A 14,880-nucleotide genomic window follows, 5' to 3' on the forward strand; every position below is an offset into this window, starting at 1 on the left:
GCGTCGCGGTGCGACGGTTCGACTTGCTTCCGATGAAGCTCTTAGACCGCCACACTTACCTCTTGGCGGTCCACCTCCACCAGCGTCTCGATCATCGCCTTAGCTGCCGGTGATAACCGCGAGCCGGTGCGGCTGACCACGCCGCATCGCGCACTCATGGTTTCCATGTTCTGCGGCAGATTGCGCCAGTGCAGTAGCACCAGCGCGCCCCTGGCGATGTCTTCGGCAAACGCTTCCTCGGTGCCCACGCCAATGGCATTGGATTGCAGCACGATCTTCACCAGCGCAGGGAAATGCTCGGTCTGGATACTCGGTGAAAAATCCATGCGCCCACTGAGGTTCGCCAGCAGTTTGCGGATGCCCTGGGAGATCAGTGGCGAGGCGAGCGGGTAGTCGAACATGTCGTTGGTCGACAGGCTGTCCTTGGCCAGCAACGGGTGGCCCGGGCGGCAGAAAAAGACGCCGCGCTTGGGGGTTAGTGCGCGGGTCTGGAAATTCGGGTCGGCTTCGAACTGGCGGATGTCGGCGATAAAGAATTCGATCTCTTCACGGCTCAGGGCGCGGCTGAGTTTTTCCCAGTTATCTACCTGGAAACTGGTGCGGATTTTCGGGTGGGCGGTGATAAAGCGCGCCACTGCATCGGGTACCAGTTTCACCGCTGGAGCCGGGCCGCAACCGAAGCGCAGGTCTCCGGCGTCGAGCTTGGTCATGCGTGTCACTTCACTGCTCAACAGGGCAGCGCCATGCACCAGACTCAAGGCATGTTGCAGCACTACCTGGCCTTCCGGCGTGGGGCGCAAGTCTTTGTGACCACGGTCCACCAGCACGCAGCCGAACTCTTGCTCCAGCCCCTGTATGCTGCGGCTGAACGCCGGTTGGGTGATGCCCATGGCGTCTGCCGCGCGCACGAAACTGCGGTGTTCGTTGAGGGCGATGAAGTACCGAAGTTGGCGAAGATCCATATGCTTTCCCGGCATCTGAAAAATAGGTCGAAGGCATTTGCGACCGTGGGAGCTGAGGTTTTAAATGCAAGCTCTTATTCCGTCAACGAAGCATCTATTAATTTGCTAGACCTAAATAGCATATGGATAGAGCGCACAAGAGGGGCGTCACCATGAGCAATGCCGCATTTGCTGTTCAACCCGTCGTCCAGGCACTGGACATTCACCCGGTCGCCGGTCGTATCGGGGCCGAGATTCGTGGCATCAAACTGTCCGGCGATCTGGATGTTGCAACTGTTGAGGCCATCCAGCAGGCCTTGGTGCAGTACAAAGTGATCTTCTTCCGCGACCAGACCCACCTCGATGACCAGAGCCAGGAAGCCTTCGCTCACCTGCTCGGCGAGCCGATCGCCCACCCGACGGTGCCGGTGCGTGACGGTACGCGCTTTCTGTTGGAGCTGGACGGCACGCGCGGCCAGCGCGCCAATTCCTGGCACACCGACGTGACCTTCGTCGATGCCTACCCGAAAGCCTCGATCCTGCGTTCGGTGCTGGCGCCCAAGGCGGGTGGCGACACGGTGTGGGCCAATACGGCCAGCGCTTACAACGACCTCGGCGTCGAACTGCGTGCATTGGCCGACAACCTGTGGGCGGTGCACAGCAACGAATACGACTACGCCGGACGCAAGCCAGACGTGTCGGCGGAAAAGCTTGAGGAATACCGCAAGGTGTTCACCTCCACGGTGTACGAAACCGAACACCCGGTGGTGCGTGTGCACCCGGTCAGCGGTGAGAAAACCCTGTTATTGGGACACTTCGTCAAACGCCTGAAAGGTTATTCCCAGGCGGATTCAACGCAGCTGTTCAACCTGCTGCAAAGCCATGTCACCCGTCTGGAAAACACCGTGCGCTGGCGTTGGAACACTGGCGACGTGGCGATCTGGGACAACCGCGCCACCCAGCATTACGCGGTGGATGACTATGGGACCCAGGAACGTATCGTGCGCCGGGTGACCCTCAAGGGCGACGTGCCGGTGAGTGTGCAGGGGCAGCGCAGTCAGGGGCTTTGAGCGGCAAGCTTTCAGCGACAAGCTACAAGTAAAAGCCACCTTGCTCTTACTTGTAGCTAAAAGCTGAAAGCTTGTAGCTCCCGAAGGGCCTACCAAACCCCGATTTGAACCACTTTTTCCGCCTCCGGCTCACCGTATCTGAACTGCCGGCCACGCACATCGATCTCCGTGTGGCTGATGGTGGTGCGCCGCTTCAAGCCACGCAGCCATTCAAACAGATAACCCACGTGCGTCTCGCGCACCGCCGCATAGGCCGGATTGGCACCCAGGTCGTGCACTTCCTGCGGGTCGTTTTCCAGGTCGAACAGCTGTGGGCGAAAGCCGTCGTACGCCAGGTACTTCCAGCGTTCGCTGCGCACCATGGTCATGCGGCAGCGGTCGATGGGTTGCGCCAGGCGTTCGCGGGCAGGCGCTTGGAACGCGTAGTCGTATTCGGCGATGGCGTAGTTGCGCCAGGTCAGGGGGGCGCCGTGCAACAGCGGGATCAGCGAGCGACCTTCGAGGCGGTGGTCGGCCGCAGGCAGCCCCAGGGCGTCGAGGAAGGTCGGTAGCGCGTCGATGGTTTCCACCAGGCGTTCGTCTACTGAGCCCCGGGTGATATCGGCGCTGGCGCGAGGGTCGCGCACAATCAAGGGGACGCCTACCGCCGGCTCCAGCAAGAACTCTTTTTCACCGAGGAAGTGATCGCCGAGAAAATCGCCATGGTCGCTGGTGAACACGATCAAGGTGTCGTCCCAGCGGCCGTTGCTTTGCAAATAATCGAACAGCCGCCCGAGTTGATCGTCGATCTGCTTGATCAGGCCCATGTACGTTGGAATAACCGTCAGCCGTACTTCGTCACGGGAAAAATTCACGCTCTCCTGGTGCTGACGGAAAGTCTGGTATACCGGGTGATCGCTGGTGTGCTCCGGCTGGATCGGCGCCTGGATATGCTCGGCGCCGTACAACGCGTGATAGGGCGCTGGGGCAATATAGGGCCAGTGCGGCTTGATGTAGGACAGGTGCAGGCACCACGGCTGCTCGGCTTGCTCGCGAATGAAGTCGATGGCGCGGTCGGTGGTGTAGACCGTTTCCGAATGCGCTTCGGCGACGCGCGCAGGCAGCCCGGCGTTGCGCATCTTCCAGCCGCTGAGCACCTCACCGTTTTCACCGGCGGCGGCATTGGCCCATTCATGCCAAGGGTTGGTGCCGTCGTAGCCTTTTTCGCGCAGGTAGTGGGTGTAAGGCGCGGACTCGCGCTTGTCTGCAAATAACGGGCTGTCGGGGTAGATGCCGTCGTGTCGGAAGTAGGCGTCGAAGCCGACCTCATTCAGCGGCTCGGCCTGTGCGCTGTCGGGGTCGATATGCAGGCGCTGCAAGGCTTCCAGGTTCGGCGTGGCGTGGGTCTTGCCCACCAGCGCGGTGCGGATGCCGTGAGGGCGCAGGTAATCACCGATGGTCAGTTCTTCCAGGGGCAGCGGTACGGCGTTCCACGCTACTTGGTGGCTGCTGACATAGCGCCCGGTGTACGCCGACATCCGCGACGGCCCACAGATGGTGCCCTGGGTGTAGGCCCGGCTGAAACGCACGCCGGCTGCGGCGAGACGGTCGATATTCGGAGTGTGCAAATGGGCATGGCCGTAGCACGACAGGTAATCGCGACGCAGTTGGTCGCACATGATGTACAGCACGTTGCGCAGGGGTTTTGGCTGAGGCATGGGAAGGGCACCGAACGGAGGAAAGGCTTACGTTTTCGCCGTTCGGCTGGGTGATCGGCAAGTGCATTCGGCGAATGGTTTTTATGCAGGGCGTGCATGGGGTGATTCGCAAAAGCAGCGAATCAGATCGCGAGATTTTCCAGGGCGCACACATCCTCGTCCAGCTCATCGATTTGCTTGATCTGCTCAATCATCGCCTCCGCCAACGGCGACAATCGGTACCCCGCACGGCTGACAATTCCATAGCGGGTGTAACGCTCCTCCAAGTCCTCAGCCAGCCCATCAATCGTCAAACACACCAATTCCCCCCGGGCCATGTGCAGCACGTCGCTGTTGGCACTGACGATACCGATGGCATCCGAGCGCAGTACCACACCCATCAAGCTGTAGCCGTTTTCACATTCCACGTTGGGCAGGTAATCCGGGCGGCCGCTGAGGTCGACGATGACCTTGCGCAGGTTCGGCGGGCGGATGGTCACGGCCAGGGGATAACTCATCAGCTCGGCGGCGGTGACGCTGGTTTGCCCGGCCAGCGGGTGGCCGGCGCGGCAGCAGAAATACCAGCGGCGCGCGCGCAGGCGATGGGTGTGGTAGTCGGGGTTGGCTTCGAAGTGGCGGGTGTCGGCGACGAAGAATTCGAACTCTTCGCTGAGCAGGCGCTTGTTCAGGCTTTGCCAGTCATCCACCTGGAATTGCACGCGTGCCTTGGGGTAGCGCCCGATGAAACTGCCGATGGCGCGGGGGATCAAGCCGCCAGCCGGTGCCGGCCCGCAGCCGAAGCGCAGTTCGCCGGCCTCCAGGCCATTGAACTGGCTGATCTCGTTGGCCAGTTGCTGCGCGCCACTGACCAGGCGCCGCGCATGTTCAAGCAGCACCTGGCCTTGTTTGGTCGGCGCCAGGTCCTTGCGGCCACGGTCGACCAGTTGGCACCCGGCGCTATGTTCCAGCGCCTGGATGCTGCGACTGAGCGCCGACTGCGACAGGTTCACAGCCAGCGCCGCTGCAACAAAACTGCGGTGTTCGGCGAGGGCGATGAAGTGGCGGAGTTGGCGCAGGTCGATATGCATTTTTCACATCAAAAATATCCGGGAAATGCATTGGCTATGCATCAGGTCGACTCCTTATAAAGGCTATCTCTTATGCAGTAAATGTTCGATAAAACATAAATAAATAACTTTGTGGAATATGCGCTATTGGATATTTCCAGGTTTGGGAGCCGCTTATGAGTCTGTTGAAGTCCTTGCCCATGGCCCTGTTAGTGGCCGGCAGCACCAATTGGTCGCCGACCCAGGCCGCCGAAGCACCCGCGTCGGCAAGCAAGGGCGAAAGCGCCGGCGGCCAATTGGAAACCGTCACGGTCACCGCCCGGCGGCGTACCGAAAGCGCCCAGGAGGTGCCCACGCCCATGAGCGTGATCGGCGGCCAGGCTCTGGAAAGTCAGCGGGTGTATCGGATCCAGGATCTGCAGCAACTGGTGCCCAGCGTCAACGTCGCCTATATGCATGCGCGCCAGTCCAGCGTGTCGATTCGCGGGCTGGGCAACAACCCGGCCAGTGACGGCCTGGAAGGCAGCGTGGGCCTGTATATCGACAACGTGTACCTTGGACGACCGGGCATGGCGGTGTTCGACTTGATGGACATCGAGCAGCTTGAAGTGTTGCGCGGCCCGCAAGGTACCCTGTTCGGCAAGAACACCACGGCGGGTGTGATCAACATCAGCACCCGCGCGCCGAGTTTCACCCCCGAGCGCAGTATCGAGACGTCGTTGGGCGAGGACGGTTACTTCCAGACCAAGGGCACGATCTCCGGCCCGCTCAGCGATGATCTGGCGGGACGTTTCTCGGCCTATCGCACGCGCAGCGACGGCGATATCAAGAACGAATACGACGGCCACGACCTCAATGGCGGCTCGCGCCAGGGCTTTCGCGGGCAACTGCTGTACAAGCCCAGCGAGACGTTCAACCTGCGCTGGATCGGCGATTACAACGAGGAAGACTCCAGCGCCGGCACCCGCGTGTTGTACAGCACCGGGCCGACCATCAATGGCACCAACCTCTATGCGTCTCGGGCCGCTGCAGCGGGGGCGACGCTGGTGGATGGCACTCATCGCAAGGTCAACCTGGACAGCGACCAGCACGTCACGGTGTTCCAGGGCGGTACATCGCTGGAGGCCAACTGGACGCTGCCGAGTGACTTCACGCTGACGTCGGTCAGTGCCTATCGCTGGTGGAATTTCACCCCGCGCAACGATGATGGGCTCAACGTGCCGGCGTCCTATAACGCTGGCGTGTCGGTGGAAGATAAACAGTGGTCCCAGGAGTTTCGGCTGGCCTCGCCCACGGGTGGGTTCTTCGACTACGTGCTGGGCGCGTATTACTTCGGCTCCGACCTGGATAACAGCTCCTTCGCCTATTACGGGCCTAAGGCCGATATCTGGAACGGCACGCCGACTGGCGCCTTGAACAATGTCAGCAGTGTCGGTAACGGGCATATCCGTACCGACAGCTTCGCATTGTTCGCCCAAGGCACCTGGCACCTTACGGAGCGCCTGGATTTCACCGCCGGCTTGCGCGGCACCTATGAAGAGAAAAGCGCGTGGGTCACGCGTAATGCCCCACTTGGTGGTGCCGCGGTGGCCGGCGCCGCTGCCACGGCACGACGCGGGCGCACGGGAGCGTATGATTCGGGCGACCTTAATCAGTACAGCGCCACGCCGTCGGGGCTGCTCAACCTCAGTTACCACTTCAATGAAAACCTGCTGGGCTACGCGACGCTGTCCCATGGCGAAAAGTCCGGCGGGGTCAACCTGGCAGTGGGTTCGGCGCCGACTGCGGGTGCCGACTCCTTGCTGATCGGCACCGAGCGCGCCAACAACGCCGAGTTGGGCTTCAAGAGCACGCTGTGGGATCGTCGCCTGCAGCTCAACGCCAACCTGTTCTGGACCCAGGTCAACGGCTACCAAACCAACGCTTACGATCAGGACAACCGCGTGCAGTACCTGACCAACGCCGGTTCCGTGCGTTCGCGTGGCGTTGAAGTGGAAAGCACCCTGGTGCCGATCAAGGGCCTTACGCTGAACCTCAACGGCTCGTTCAACGATGTGAGCTACCTGTCATACAAGGATGCACCCTGCCCGCCGGAAGTCAGCTTGCGCCCCGGCGCCCCGGCATCCTGCGACCTTACGGGGCATCAAGTGGTCGGCGCGTCGAAATGGATCGCCAACGCCAATGGTGAGTACAAATGGAACCTGGATAACGGCTTCGAGCCCTACGTGACCGCCAGCTATGCGTTCCGCTCCAAAGCGGTGGGTACCGTGGAGGATTCCGATTACGGACAGATTCCGGCCTACGCCGTGGTCAACCTGTCCACCGGCCTGCGCGGCAACTACCAGCAAGGGCAGTGGGACGTGTCGTTGTGGCTGAAGAACGCCTTCGACAAAACCTACTACACCACGCTGTGGACGGGCGGCAACGGCGGCTATGAAGGCTTGCTGGGCACACCGCGCACCCTAGGCGTGACCGGGCGCTACGACTTCTGACCCGGTGCGATAGGTGGCCGGGCTGAACACCCGCGTCACCATCAGCATCGCTACCACCGTGACGATCAGCACGACCCAGGCGCTGACAAAAGTGCCGGTGAGCTCACGCAGCCAGCCGGTCAGCCAGGGTGAAATCGCGTTGATCAAAAAACCTACGCCTTGCACGAAAGCCGCCAGTTGCCCGGCCTGGCGCGGGTCGCGGTGGTGGTCGAGGGTCAGCAGCAAACTCAAGGCGAAGCAGGCACCCAAGCCGAAGCCGATCAGCGCCACCCACACATGGGGGAATTGTTGCGGCGCTATCAGCAGGCCGAGGTAGCCCACGGTCTGTGCCAGCAAACTGATACCGAGCAGGGGACGACGGTCGATGCCGCGCTGTGCCAACACCGGCATCAGTAGTGCGGCAATCACTTGGAAGATGGTCATGAACGCCAGCAACGAACCGCTGGGCAACACGCCCCAGCCCAGTTGCTGATAGTACGCAGGCAGCCACGCCACCATGCTCATGTAGCCGCAATTGACCAAGCCGAAGTACAACGCCAGCAGCCATGCCCGACGATTGCGCAGGCCCTTGAAGGCGGGGATTACCTTGGCGCTCCTGGCCGCACCCAACGGTACGAACCCCCACAGCAACAGGGCGGCTATCGCAGGCAGCAGCCAGATCCCCAGGCCCGCCTGCCAGTGCTGAAAGTGTGTGGCCACCACCGGGCTCAGCAGGGCCGCCAGCCCACCACCGGCCATCAATGACGCGGAGTACACGCCCATCGCCACCGGCACGCGGTGATGGAATTCGCGCTTGATCATTGCCGGCACCAACGCCTGGATCAGCGCCACACCGGCGCCTCCCAGCAGCGCCGTAACCAGCAGGGCCGATGCCTGGCCCATCAGCCAGCGCGCCAGGCAGGCCAGCAGAATCATCATCAAGCCCAGGGCAATGCCGCGCCGCTCTCCCAGGCGCGCCTCCACGCGCACGCCCACCAGCGCCACCAGGCCCATGCAGATCACCGGCAGGCTAGTCAGCAGGGCACTGCTCTGGAAGCTCAAACCGGTGGCCTGGCGAATTTCCCCGAGCAACGGGCTGATGGAACTGAGGATCGGCCGCAGGTTCAGCCCCAGCACTACCAGCAGGCCCCAGCCGGCGAGGGATTTATTCAGCTGCATGCAGGTTTTTCCAGTGTTGGTACAGCGCGGTCATGGCCGCATCGGGCCGGTGTTGGATGGGCAGGCGTTGTTCGCTCAAAGGCAAGCCGACCTGTTGCCCAATGGTCGCCGTCGACAAACCGTACGGCTCGGCCATGGCGTTACTGGCGGCGAACACCACACGCTCGACGCCGCACAGGTACATGGCGCTCAGGCACATCGGGCAAGGTTGGCCGCTGGCGTAGATTACGCAGCCTTCCAGGCGTGTGCCGAGCTGCCGGCTGGCAGCGCGGATCGCCAGCAGCTCGGCATGAGCGGTGGGGTCCTGGCTGAGGTGGATTTCATTCACGGCTTCCACCAGTGCTTCACCTTTGTGCGTCAGCACGGCGCCAAATGGGCGACCGCCTTGGGCCACATTGGCCCGGGCCAGGGCGACAGCGCGGAGCAGGTGCTGTTGATCGGCGCTCATGAACGTTCCTCTGGGCAGGATGGAGGGTGAAGTATGGTCAGTCGTCTTGGTATTCTGAAATTAAATATAACCATGCCAATCAGTGGCAAATACGATGGTGACGTCCATGTTCGATCCTGTGTTATTGCGCAGTTTTGTCGCCGTGGTGGACTGCGGCAATTTCACCCGCGCCGCCGAACGCCTGCATCTGACCCAATCCACCGTGAGCCAGCAGATTCGCCGCCTGGAAGAGGCGGTTGCGTGCCAATTGCTCGACCGTGACCAGCGCCGGGTGGTCGCCACCGTCGAGGGTGAGCGGTTGCTGGCTTATGCGCGGCGCATCCTGGCGCTGCATGAAGAGGCCGCCGATGTGTTGGTCAACCAGCAAAGCGACGGTGTGTTGCGCCTGGGAGTGCCGGAGGATTTTGCCGCCGAACGCCTGATGCCGTTGCTCTCGGCTTTTGTGGTGGCTCACCCCAGGGTGCGTCTGGAGGTCACCAGCGGCCTGGGCCCTGAATTGCAGCGCCAGTACCGGGGCGGTGAGTTTGACGTGTTGCTGGTCAAGCAAATGGGCGACAGCGATGACTGCCTGGCTTCCTGGCCGGAACCGTTGTGCTGGGTCGACAGCCGTAACACGCCATCCCTAGGGCGCGACCCGCTGCCGCTGGTGGCGTTTCCGGTGGGTGGGTTGTATCGCAATGAAATGCTCCACCATCTGGAGGTGGGTGGCTGGCGCTGGCGCATCGGCTATTCCAGCGCCAGTCTGGCCAGCGTGTGTTCGGCGGTGTCGGCGGGGTTGGGGATCAGCCTGCTGCCGCGACGGGTGGTGCAGCCTGGGCATGTGGTACTCGGCGAAGACAGCGGTTTGCCGACGGTGCAGGGCGTACGGCTGGCGGTGTATGGCCGCAGCGGTTTGGGGGCGGCGGGGCAGACGTTGCAGCGCCAATTGCTCGATTTGTGTGCAAACAGCCCGGGTTGAACCATGCCTTTGCAGAATATTTTGTATGCCTGCAAAGCATTGAAAAATAAAGCCTTCGCCGGAGGCCACGGCGGGCGCGGGTTTGGCGTCTCAGCACGTTCCCCTTATTCAAAACAGGCATATCTATAACTTTAAAGATTACTTTAAGAGATAAGCGTCTGGCCCCGATGATTCAGCCCTCGACGGCCGCTTTGGCAGGCCTGTCGGTTTTTTTGTGTGAAAACCGTAGGGAGTGAACCAATGGGCAATGTCCAGACCGCCGCCAGTGCACACGAGGCGCCATGGCGTCAGGCACCGGGTGGTGAGTTGGTCGACCTTGGCCGGCCGCACCGCGCGCCGTTGGGGCAACTGCGATTGCAGAGGACACCGAAGCGTATCTCGAGTCGCCGCGAAGGGATTCTGCTGGGGTTGCTGGTGTTGGCTTTGCACGGTGCGGTGATTTATTGGCTCAGCCAGAAGCCCACACCGGTGCTGCCGGTCGTGCCGCCGGAAATCCCGCCGATGACCATCGAATTCTCTCAGCCGGCACCGCCGGTGGTTGAACCGCCACCGCCTGTAACGCCACCGCCACCTCCCGTGGTCGAGCCACCGCCACCGGTAGTGGATGAGCTGGCGGCCAAACCTGCACCGCCAAAACCGATCCCCAAGCCAAAGCCCGTGCCCAAGCCCAAGCCAAAACCTGAGCCGGCACCGAAAGCGGTCGAACAACCGCCTGCGCCACCGACGCCTGCGCCGCCGACTCCGGCAGCACCTGCCCCTGTCGCCGCGCCAGCACCGGTCACACCGGCTTCGGCCAACGCCGCTTACCTGAAGAACCCGGCGCCCGAATACCCCTCACTGGCCCAGCGCCGCGGTTGGGAGGGCACGGTGTTGCTACGGGTACATGTCTTGGCCAGCGGCAAGCCGGGTGAGATCCAGGTCCAGAAAAGCAGCGGTCGCCAGCAACTCGATGACGCCGCATTGGCCGCCGTAAAGCGTTGGAGCTTTGTACCGGCCAAGCAGGGCGATGTAGCCCAGGACGGCTGGGTCAGCGTGCCGATCGATTTCAAGATTCACTAACTATCGCGCTGCGGTGTGCCGTACACGCCGCAATCTGTACAGAGGGAAAACATCATGGCATTAGCATCTCCACTTGAATCCATCGAAAGCGCGGTGATCTGGCTGCTGGTGGTCTTTTCGGTCGCCACCTGGGGCTTGGCATTGCTGAAGGGCGTGCAATTCGGGCGCCTCAAGGCCCAGGATCGCAAGTTCCACAAGCAGTTCTGGGCGGCGTCGAGCCTCGATTCCGCTGCAGAACTGGCCGAGACCCAACCGGGCGCGGCGGCCCGTGTGGCCCAGGCCGGTTATGCGGCGATCCAGGTCGGCGAGGCGCCCCATGCAACAGACCTGAGCCAGGCGATCAATCATCAGGACCGCCTCGAACGTGCCCTGCGCCAACAGATCGTGCGCGAGCGTCGCTCCCTGGAAACCGGCCTGGCCGTGGTCGCCAGTATCGGCAGCACTTCGCCGTTCATCGGCCTGTTCGGCACCGTGTGGGGGATCATGGAAGCGCTCAAGGGCATCAGCGCTGCCGGCTCCGCCAGCCTCGAAACCGTAGCCGGCCCGATTGGTGCAGCGCTGGTCGCCACCGGGGTGGGGATCGCCGTGGCCGTGCCTGCAGTGTTGGTTTACAACTACTTCCTGCGTCGCCTGAAGCTGACGGCTGCCGATCTGGATGACTTTGCCCACGACTTTTACAGCCTGGCGCAGAAGAACGCCTTCCGCGTCCTGCTGCATCCGACGCTGACCAAGAACGCGGCCGGCAACCCGCAAAAAGTGAAGGAGGCATCCTGAGATGGCCTTCTCCACGCAAGACAGCGATGAGGTGCTGAGCGAGATCAACGTGACGCCGTTGGTGGACGTGATGCTGGTGCTGCTGGTGGTGTTTATCGTCACCGCGCCGCTGTTGACCAACGCGATTCCGATCAACCTGCCCAAGACCCAGGCCGTGGCTCCTGTGGAACAGAAAGACCCGCTGGTGGTGAGCATCGACGGCACCGGCAAACTCTTTATCAACAAGGACGAAATCCAGCCGGACCTGCTCGAATTCAACCTGCAGGCGGCCAAGGCCAAAGACCCCGATGTGCGGGTGCAGCTGCAGGCCGACGACGGTGTGAACTACGGCGAAGTGGCGCGAGCCATGGCGTCTATCGAACGTGCGGGAATTACCAAGTTATCGGTAATAACGGCGCGTTAGCGGACAGCTGCAAGCTACGAGCTACGAGCTACAAGTAAAAGCGGATTCGCTCTTAACTTGTAGCTTGCAGCTAACCGCTCGAAGCTGCTTTTTTAGGCCGTCTCCTTGGCAGGGTGCGGCCTTTTTTTTGCTTTCAACTTGCAGCATGCAGCTTGTAGCTAAAAACTAACTTTCAGTTATTAATAAATAGCTTCTTATTCCTTAACGAACATAAACCCCGTCCCTATACTGATCGGCAACGTTAAACGCTGCAGGAGGGCACACCCATGCACAGCGAGTCGATTCGTTACCTGATCGTGCCGGGCTGGCAAGGATCGCCAGAAGATCATTGGCAGAGTCATTGGCAGAACAGCCTACCCAACAGTGCGCGCGTGGAGCAGGCCGATTGGCTGACGCCACGTCGCGAAGACTGGGTGGCCGCGCTGGCCGAGGCCATCGCCGCCGACAGTACGCCGGTGATTCTCATCGCCCACAGCCTGGGTTGCATCACGGTCGCCCACTGGGCTGCCACGGCACCGCTGGCGTTTTTGCGTCAGGTGCGTGGCGCCTTGCTGGTGGCCCCGGCCGATGTCGAGCGCCCGGCCTGTGCTCCCGCTCTGCGCAATTTCGCGCCGATACCGACCGACTTGTTGCCGTTTCCCAGTCACGTGGTCAGTTCCGACAACGACAGCGCCGTCAGCGCTCCAAGAGCCTTGGAGCTTGCGCGCCATTGGGGCGCCGAGGCCGGTATTTTGTCCGGGGCCGGCCATATCAATGTGAAGTCCGGCCACCAGCGATGGGAGCAGGGTTTCGCCTACCTTTATCGCCTGCAAAGCCGCCTCGAACATCACGCCCGGCGCACTGCCTGATATTTTTTCAACGCCCCGTCCCTTGAGTGGATTTGGGGCGGGAGCCTGCCATGAGTCATGAAACCTACGGCCAGCCGCTGCTGACCTTCCCCGATTCGGAAAAAAGCCCGCTGAGCATCCGCGCCAAAGCGTTGGTGTTTGTCGACCCGCGTTCGCGGCAATTGCGCGAAGACCTGGAAAGCCTCGCACCGCTTGCCCTGCCCGTGTTGATTCGCGGCGAGACGGGTACGGGCAAAGAGTTGCTGGCGCGACAGATCCACCGCGGCAGTGACCGCACCGGGCTGTTCGTCTCAGTCAATTGCGGCGCGATCAGCCCCACCTATGCCGATGCCGAGTTGTTCGGGTACGCCGCCGGCAGCCACAGTGGCGCGGCCAGCAGCCGCGCCGGGTGGTTTGGTTCGGCCAATGGCGGCACGTTGTACCTGGACGAGATCGGCGACCTGCCACTGCCTATCCAGGTGAAACTGCTCGCCGCCCTGGAAAACCATGAGGTCACCCGCGTCGGTGCCCATCAGCCCAGTCCGGTGGATGTGCGCCTGGTGGCCGCGACGAGTATCGACCTGGCCCAGGCCGTGGCCGCCGGCAAGTTCCATGAGCGCCTGTTCCATTACCTGAGCGAAGGCCAACTCGAACTGCCTGCCTTGCGCGAACGTGTCGGTGACATCCTGTCTTTGGCCGAATACTTCCTCGGCATCTACAGCCAGCGCCTGGACCTGCCGGTGCCGTTGATCAGTGAAGCCGCCCAGCATGTGCTGGAACGCCACAGTTGGCCGGGTAATACCCGCGAGCTGGAAAACGTCATCCACTTTGCGTTGCTGGTGAGCAGTGGCGATGAAATCTTGCCCGAGCATTTGAACCTGCCGGTGGCGGGCTCGCCGCTGGAACAGGTGCAGCGGATATTCCATAGCGCCACGGCGGCCGAGCAGGAAACCTTGCGCAAATGGCTACATGTACAAAATGGAATATCAACGTGAATAAAAGATATTGTTCGGGAATAAAAAATCTAGGTATTGTCCCATTCACGCCGCGATAGCACTTCGCTGGCACACACATAAGAACGGTCGTCAGAGACGCCCCGGAATTTCGATAAGGACACTGCATGAAAAAGGTTCTGTTGTTTACCGCACTGGCGGCTGCCCTGACTGCAAGCTTGGCCCAGGCCAACGAGAAACTGGTGGTCGCCGCGACCCCGATCCCGCACGCCGAGATCCTCGAGCTGATCAAGCCGACCCTGGCCAAAGAAGGCGTGGACCTGGACATCAAGGTCTTCACCGACTACGTGCAGCCAAACGTGCAGGTGGCCGAGAAGCGTCTGGACGCCAACTACTTCCAGACCCTGCCGTACCTGGAAAACTTCAACAAGGGCAAGGGCACCAACCTGGTGACCGTGGTCGGTGTGCACGTTGAACCTTTCGGCGGCTACTCGAAAAAGATCAAGAACATTTCTGAGCTCAAGGATGGCGCGACCGTTGCCATTCCAAACGAGGGCTCCAACAGCGGCCGTGCCCTGTTGCTGCTGCAGAAGGCCGGTGTGATCACTCTGAAAGACCCAAGTAACGCCCTGGCCACGCCGAAAGACATTGCCAGCAACCCGAAACACCTGAAATTCAAAGAGTTGGAATCGGCCCTGCTGCCGCGCGTGCTGGACCAAGTGGACCTGGACCTGATCAACACCAACTACGCCCTGGAAGCTGGCCTGAACCCGGCCAAGGACGCGTTGATCATCGAAGACGCCAAATCGCCGTACGTGAACTTCCTGGTGGCTCGCCCGGACAACAAGGACAGCGACGCTATCCAGAAACTGTCCAAGGCCCTGACCAGCCCGGAAGTCAAAGCCTTCATCGAGAAGAAGTACAACGGCGCGGTCGTGCCTGCGTTCTGATGTAAGCCAAACCCCCTTCAAGGTTTGAACGCCGACGGCTCCTACAGCGTCGGCGTTTTTTTATTGGGCCTTGGCAGGCAAAAAACTGTGGGAGGGAGCTTGCT

At 61.5% G+C, this 14,880-nt stretch carries 14 protein-coding genes; 9 read left to right on the forward strand and 5 right to left on the reverse strand.

Features of this window, described 5'->3' with window-relative positions:
* Positions 1-41: 41 nt before the first annotated feature.
* Positions 42-962: a LysR family transcriptional regulator gene (locus M5B97_RS19540; RefSeq protein WP_134660326.1), complete on the reverse strand. Its 921-nt coding sequence runs from the start codon at positions 960-962 to the stop codon at positions 42-44.
* A 152-nt stretch (positions 963-1,114) separates the two neighbouring features.
* Between M5B97_RS19540 and M5B97_RS19545 the strand changes: the two genes are divergently transcribed.
* A complete protein-coding gene (locus tag M5B97_RS19545) occupies positions 1,115-2,011 on the forward strand; it encodes a TauD/TfdA family dioxygenase (protein WP_248732382.1) in 897 nt (298 codons plus the stop codon).
* Positions 2,012-2,100: 89 nt separating this feature from the next.
* Here the strand turns inward: M5B97_RS19545 and M5B97_RS19550 are convergent, their stop codons facing one another.
* Entirely contained in the window at positions 2,101-3,708 is a 1,608-nt protein-coding gene (locus tag M5B97_RS19550; protein WP_248732383.1) for an alkaline phosphatase family protein, read from the reverse strand.
* Between the two features lie 122 nt (positions 3,709-3,830).
* Positions 3,831-4,775, reverse strand: coding sequence for a LysR family transcriptional regulator (locus tag M5B97_RS19555; protein WP_248732384.1), 945 nt, complete (start codon positions 4,773-4,775; stop codon positions 3,831-3,833).
* 155 nt (positions 4,776-4,930) lie between these two features.
* Here M5B97_RS19555 and M5B97_RS19560 point away from each other — a divergent pair, with 155 nt between their 5' ends.
* On the forward strand, positions 4,931-7,246 hold the full coding sequence (locus M5B97_RS19560; protein ID WP_248732385.1) for a TonB-dependent receptor: 2,316 nt from the start codon (positions 4,931-4,933) through the stop codon (positions 7,244-7,246).
* On the opposite strand, the gene M5B97_RS19565 is transcribed toward M5B97_RS19560, so the two are convergent.
* Both M5B97_RS19565 and M5B97_RS19570 read right to left on the reverse strand, forming a co-directional pair.
* Entirely contained in the window at positions 7,217-8,404 is a 1,188-nt protein-coding gene (locus M5B97_RS19565; protein ID WP_134660340.1) for a CynX/NimT family MFS transporter, read from the reverse strand. The genes M5B97_RS19560 and M5B97_RS19565 overlap by 30 nt on opposite strands.
* Positions 8,391-8,852 (reverse strand): nucleoside deaminase, encoded by a 462-nt coding sequence (locus M5B97_RS19570; RefSeq protein ID WP_134660341.1) that lies wholly within the window; start codon positions 8,850-8,852, stop codon positions 8,391-8,393. Before M5B97_RS19570 ends, M5B97_RS19565 begins: the two co-directional genes overlap by 14 nt.
* Positions 8,853-8,958: 106 nt before the next feature.
* On the opposite strand from M5B97_RS19570, the gene M5B97_RS19575 reads away from it, so the two are divergent.
* From M5B97_RS19575 to M5B97_RS19605, 7 genes are all read left to right on the forward strand, one after another.
* On the forward strand, positions 8,959-9,810 hold the full coding sequence (locus tag M5B97_RS19575) for a LysR family transcriptional regulator (protein WP_248732386.1): 852 nt from the start codon (positions 8,959-8,961) through the stop codon (positions 9,808-9,810).
* Positions 9,811-10,050: 240 nt separating this feature from the next.
* On the forward strand, positions 10,051-10,869 hold the full coding sequence (locus tag M5B97_RS19580) for an energy transducer TonB (RefSeq protein ID WP_248732387.1): 819 nt from the start codon (positions 10,051-10,053) through the stop codon (positions 10,867-10,869).
* Between the two features lie 51 nt (positions 10,870-10,920).
* Complete coding sequence (locus tag M5B97_RS19585) at positions 10,921-11,643, forward strand: MotA/TolQ/ExbB proton channel family protein (protein ID WP_123717116.1); 723 nt, start codon at positions 10,921-10,923, stop codon at positions 11,641-11,643.
* Between the two features lies 1 nt (position 11,644).
* Positions 11,645-12,046, forward strand: a complete 402-nt coding sequence (locus M5B97_RS19590) for a biopolymer transporter ExbD (RefSeq protein ID WP_134660344.1) — start codon at positions 11,645-11,647, stop codon at positions 12,044-12,046.
* Positions 12,047-12,312: 266 nt separating this feature from the next.
* The gene (locus M5B97_RS19595; protein ID WP_123717043.1) at positions 12,313-12,894 is read left to right on the forward strand and encodes an alpha/beta hydrolase; all 582 of its coding nucleotides are present in this window, start codon (positions 12,313-12,315) and stop codon (positions 12,892-12,894) included.
* A 50-nt stretch (positions 12,895-12,944) separates the two neighbouring features.
* The gene (locus M5B97_RS19600; protein ID WP_248732388.1) at positions 12,945-13,868 is read left to right on the forward strand and encodes a sigma-54 dependent transcriptional regulator; all 924 of its coding nucleotides are present in this window, start codon (positions 12,945-12,947) and stop codon (positions 13,866-13,868) included.
* 125 nt (positions 13,869-13,993) lie between these two features.
* On the forward strand, positions 13,994-14,776 hold the full coding sequence (locus M5B97_RS19605; RefSeq protein ID WP_123717045.1) for a MetQ/NlpA family ABC transporter substrate-binding protein: 783 nt from the start codon (positions 13,994-13,996) through the stop codon (positions 14,774-14,776).
* The last annotated feature ends 104 nt before the right edge of the window (positions 14,777-14,880 follow it).

The organism is Pseudomonas sp. MWU13-2517 (assembly GCF_023242545.1).
GTDB lineage: Bacteria > Pseudomonadota > Gammaproteobacteria > Pseudomonadales > Pseudomonadaceae > Aquipseudomonas.

What these genes read in the sequence shown, in the direction of transcription:
- M5B97_RS19590 (WP_134660344.1), top strand. Translation starts at nt 11,645, where the DNA reads ATGGCCTTCTCCACGCAAGACAGCGATGAGGTGCTGAGCGAGATCAAC.
- M5B97_RS19570 (WP_134660341.1), bottom strand. Translation starts at nt 8,852, where the DNA reads ATGAGCGCCGATCAACAGCACCTGCTCCGCGCTGTCGCCCTGGCCCGG.
- M5B97_RS19560 (WP_248732385.1), top strand. Translation starts at nt 4,931, where the DNA reads ATGAGTCTGTTGAAGTCCTTGCCCATGGCCCTGTTAGTGGCCGGCAGC.
- M5B97_RS19550 (WP_248732383.1), bottom strand. Translation starts at nt 3,708, where the DNA reads ATGCCTCAGCCAAAACCCCTGCGCAACGTGCTGTACATCATGTGCGAC.
- M5B97_RS19555 (WP_248732384.1), bottom strand. Translation starts at nt 4,775, where the DNA reads ATGCATATCGACCTGCGCCAACTCCGCCACTTCATCGCCCTCGCCGAA.
- M5B97_RS19540 (WP_134660326.1), bottom strand. Translation starts at nt 962, where the DNA reads ATGGATCTTCGCCAACTTCGGTACTTCATCGCCCTCAACGAACACCGC.
- M5B97_RS19565 (WP_134660340.1), bottom strand. Translation starts at nt 8,404, where the DNA reads ATGCAGCTGAATAAATCCCTCGCCGGCTGGGGCCTGCTGGTAGTGCTG.
- M5B97_RS19545 (WP_248732382.1), top strand. Translation starts at nt 1,115, where the DNA reads ATGAGCAATGCCGCATTTGCTGTTCAACCCGTCGTCCAGGCACTGGAC.
- M5B97_RS19605 (WP_123717045.1), top strand. Translation starts at nt 13,994, where the DNA reads ATGAAAAAGGTTCTGTTGTTTACCGCACTGGCGGCTGCCCTGACTGCA.
- M5B97_RS19600 (WP_248732388.1), top strand. Translation starts at nt 12,945, where the DNA reads ATGAGTCATGAAACCTACGGCCAGCCGCTGCTGACCTTCCCCGATTCG.
- M5B97_RS19575 (WP_248732386.1), top strand. Translation starts at nt 8,959, where the DNA reads ATGTTCGATCCTGTGTTATTGCGCAGTTTTGTCGCCGTGGTGGACTGC.
- M5B97_RS19580 (WP_248732387.1), top strand. Translation starts at nt 10,051, where the DNA reads ATGGGCAATGTCCAGACCGCCGCCAGTGCACACGAGGCGCCATGGCGT.
- M5B97_RS19595 (WP_123717043.1), top strand. Translation starts at nt 12,313, where the DNA reads ATGCACAGCGAGTCGATTCGTTACCTGATCGTGCCGGGCTGGCAAGGA.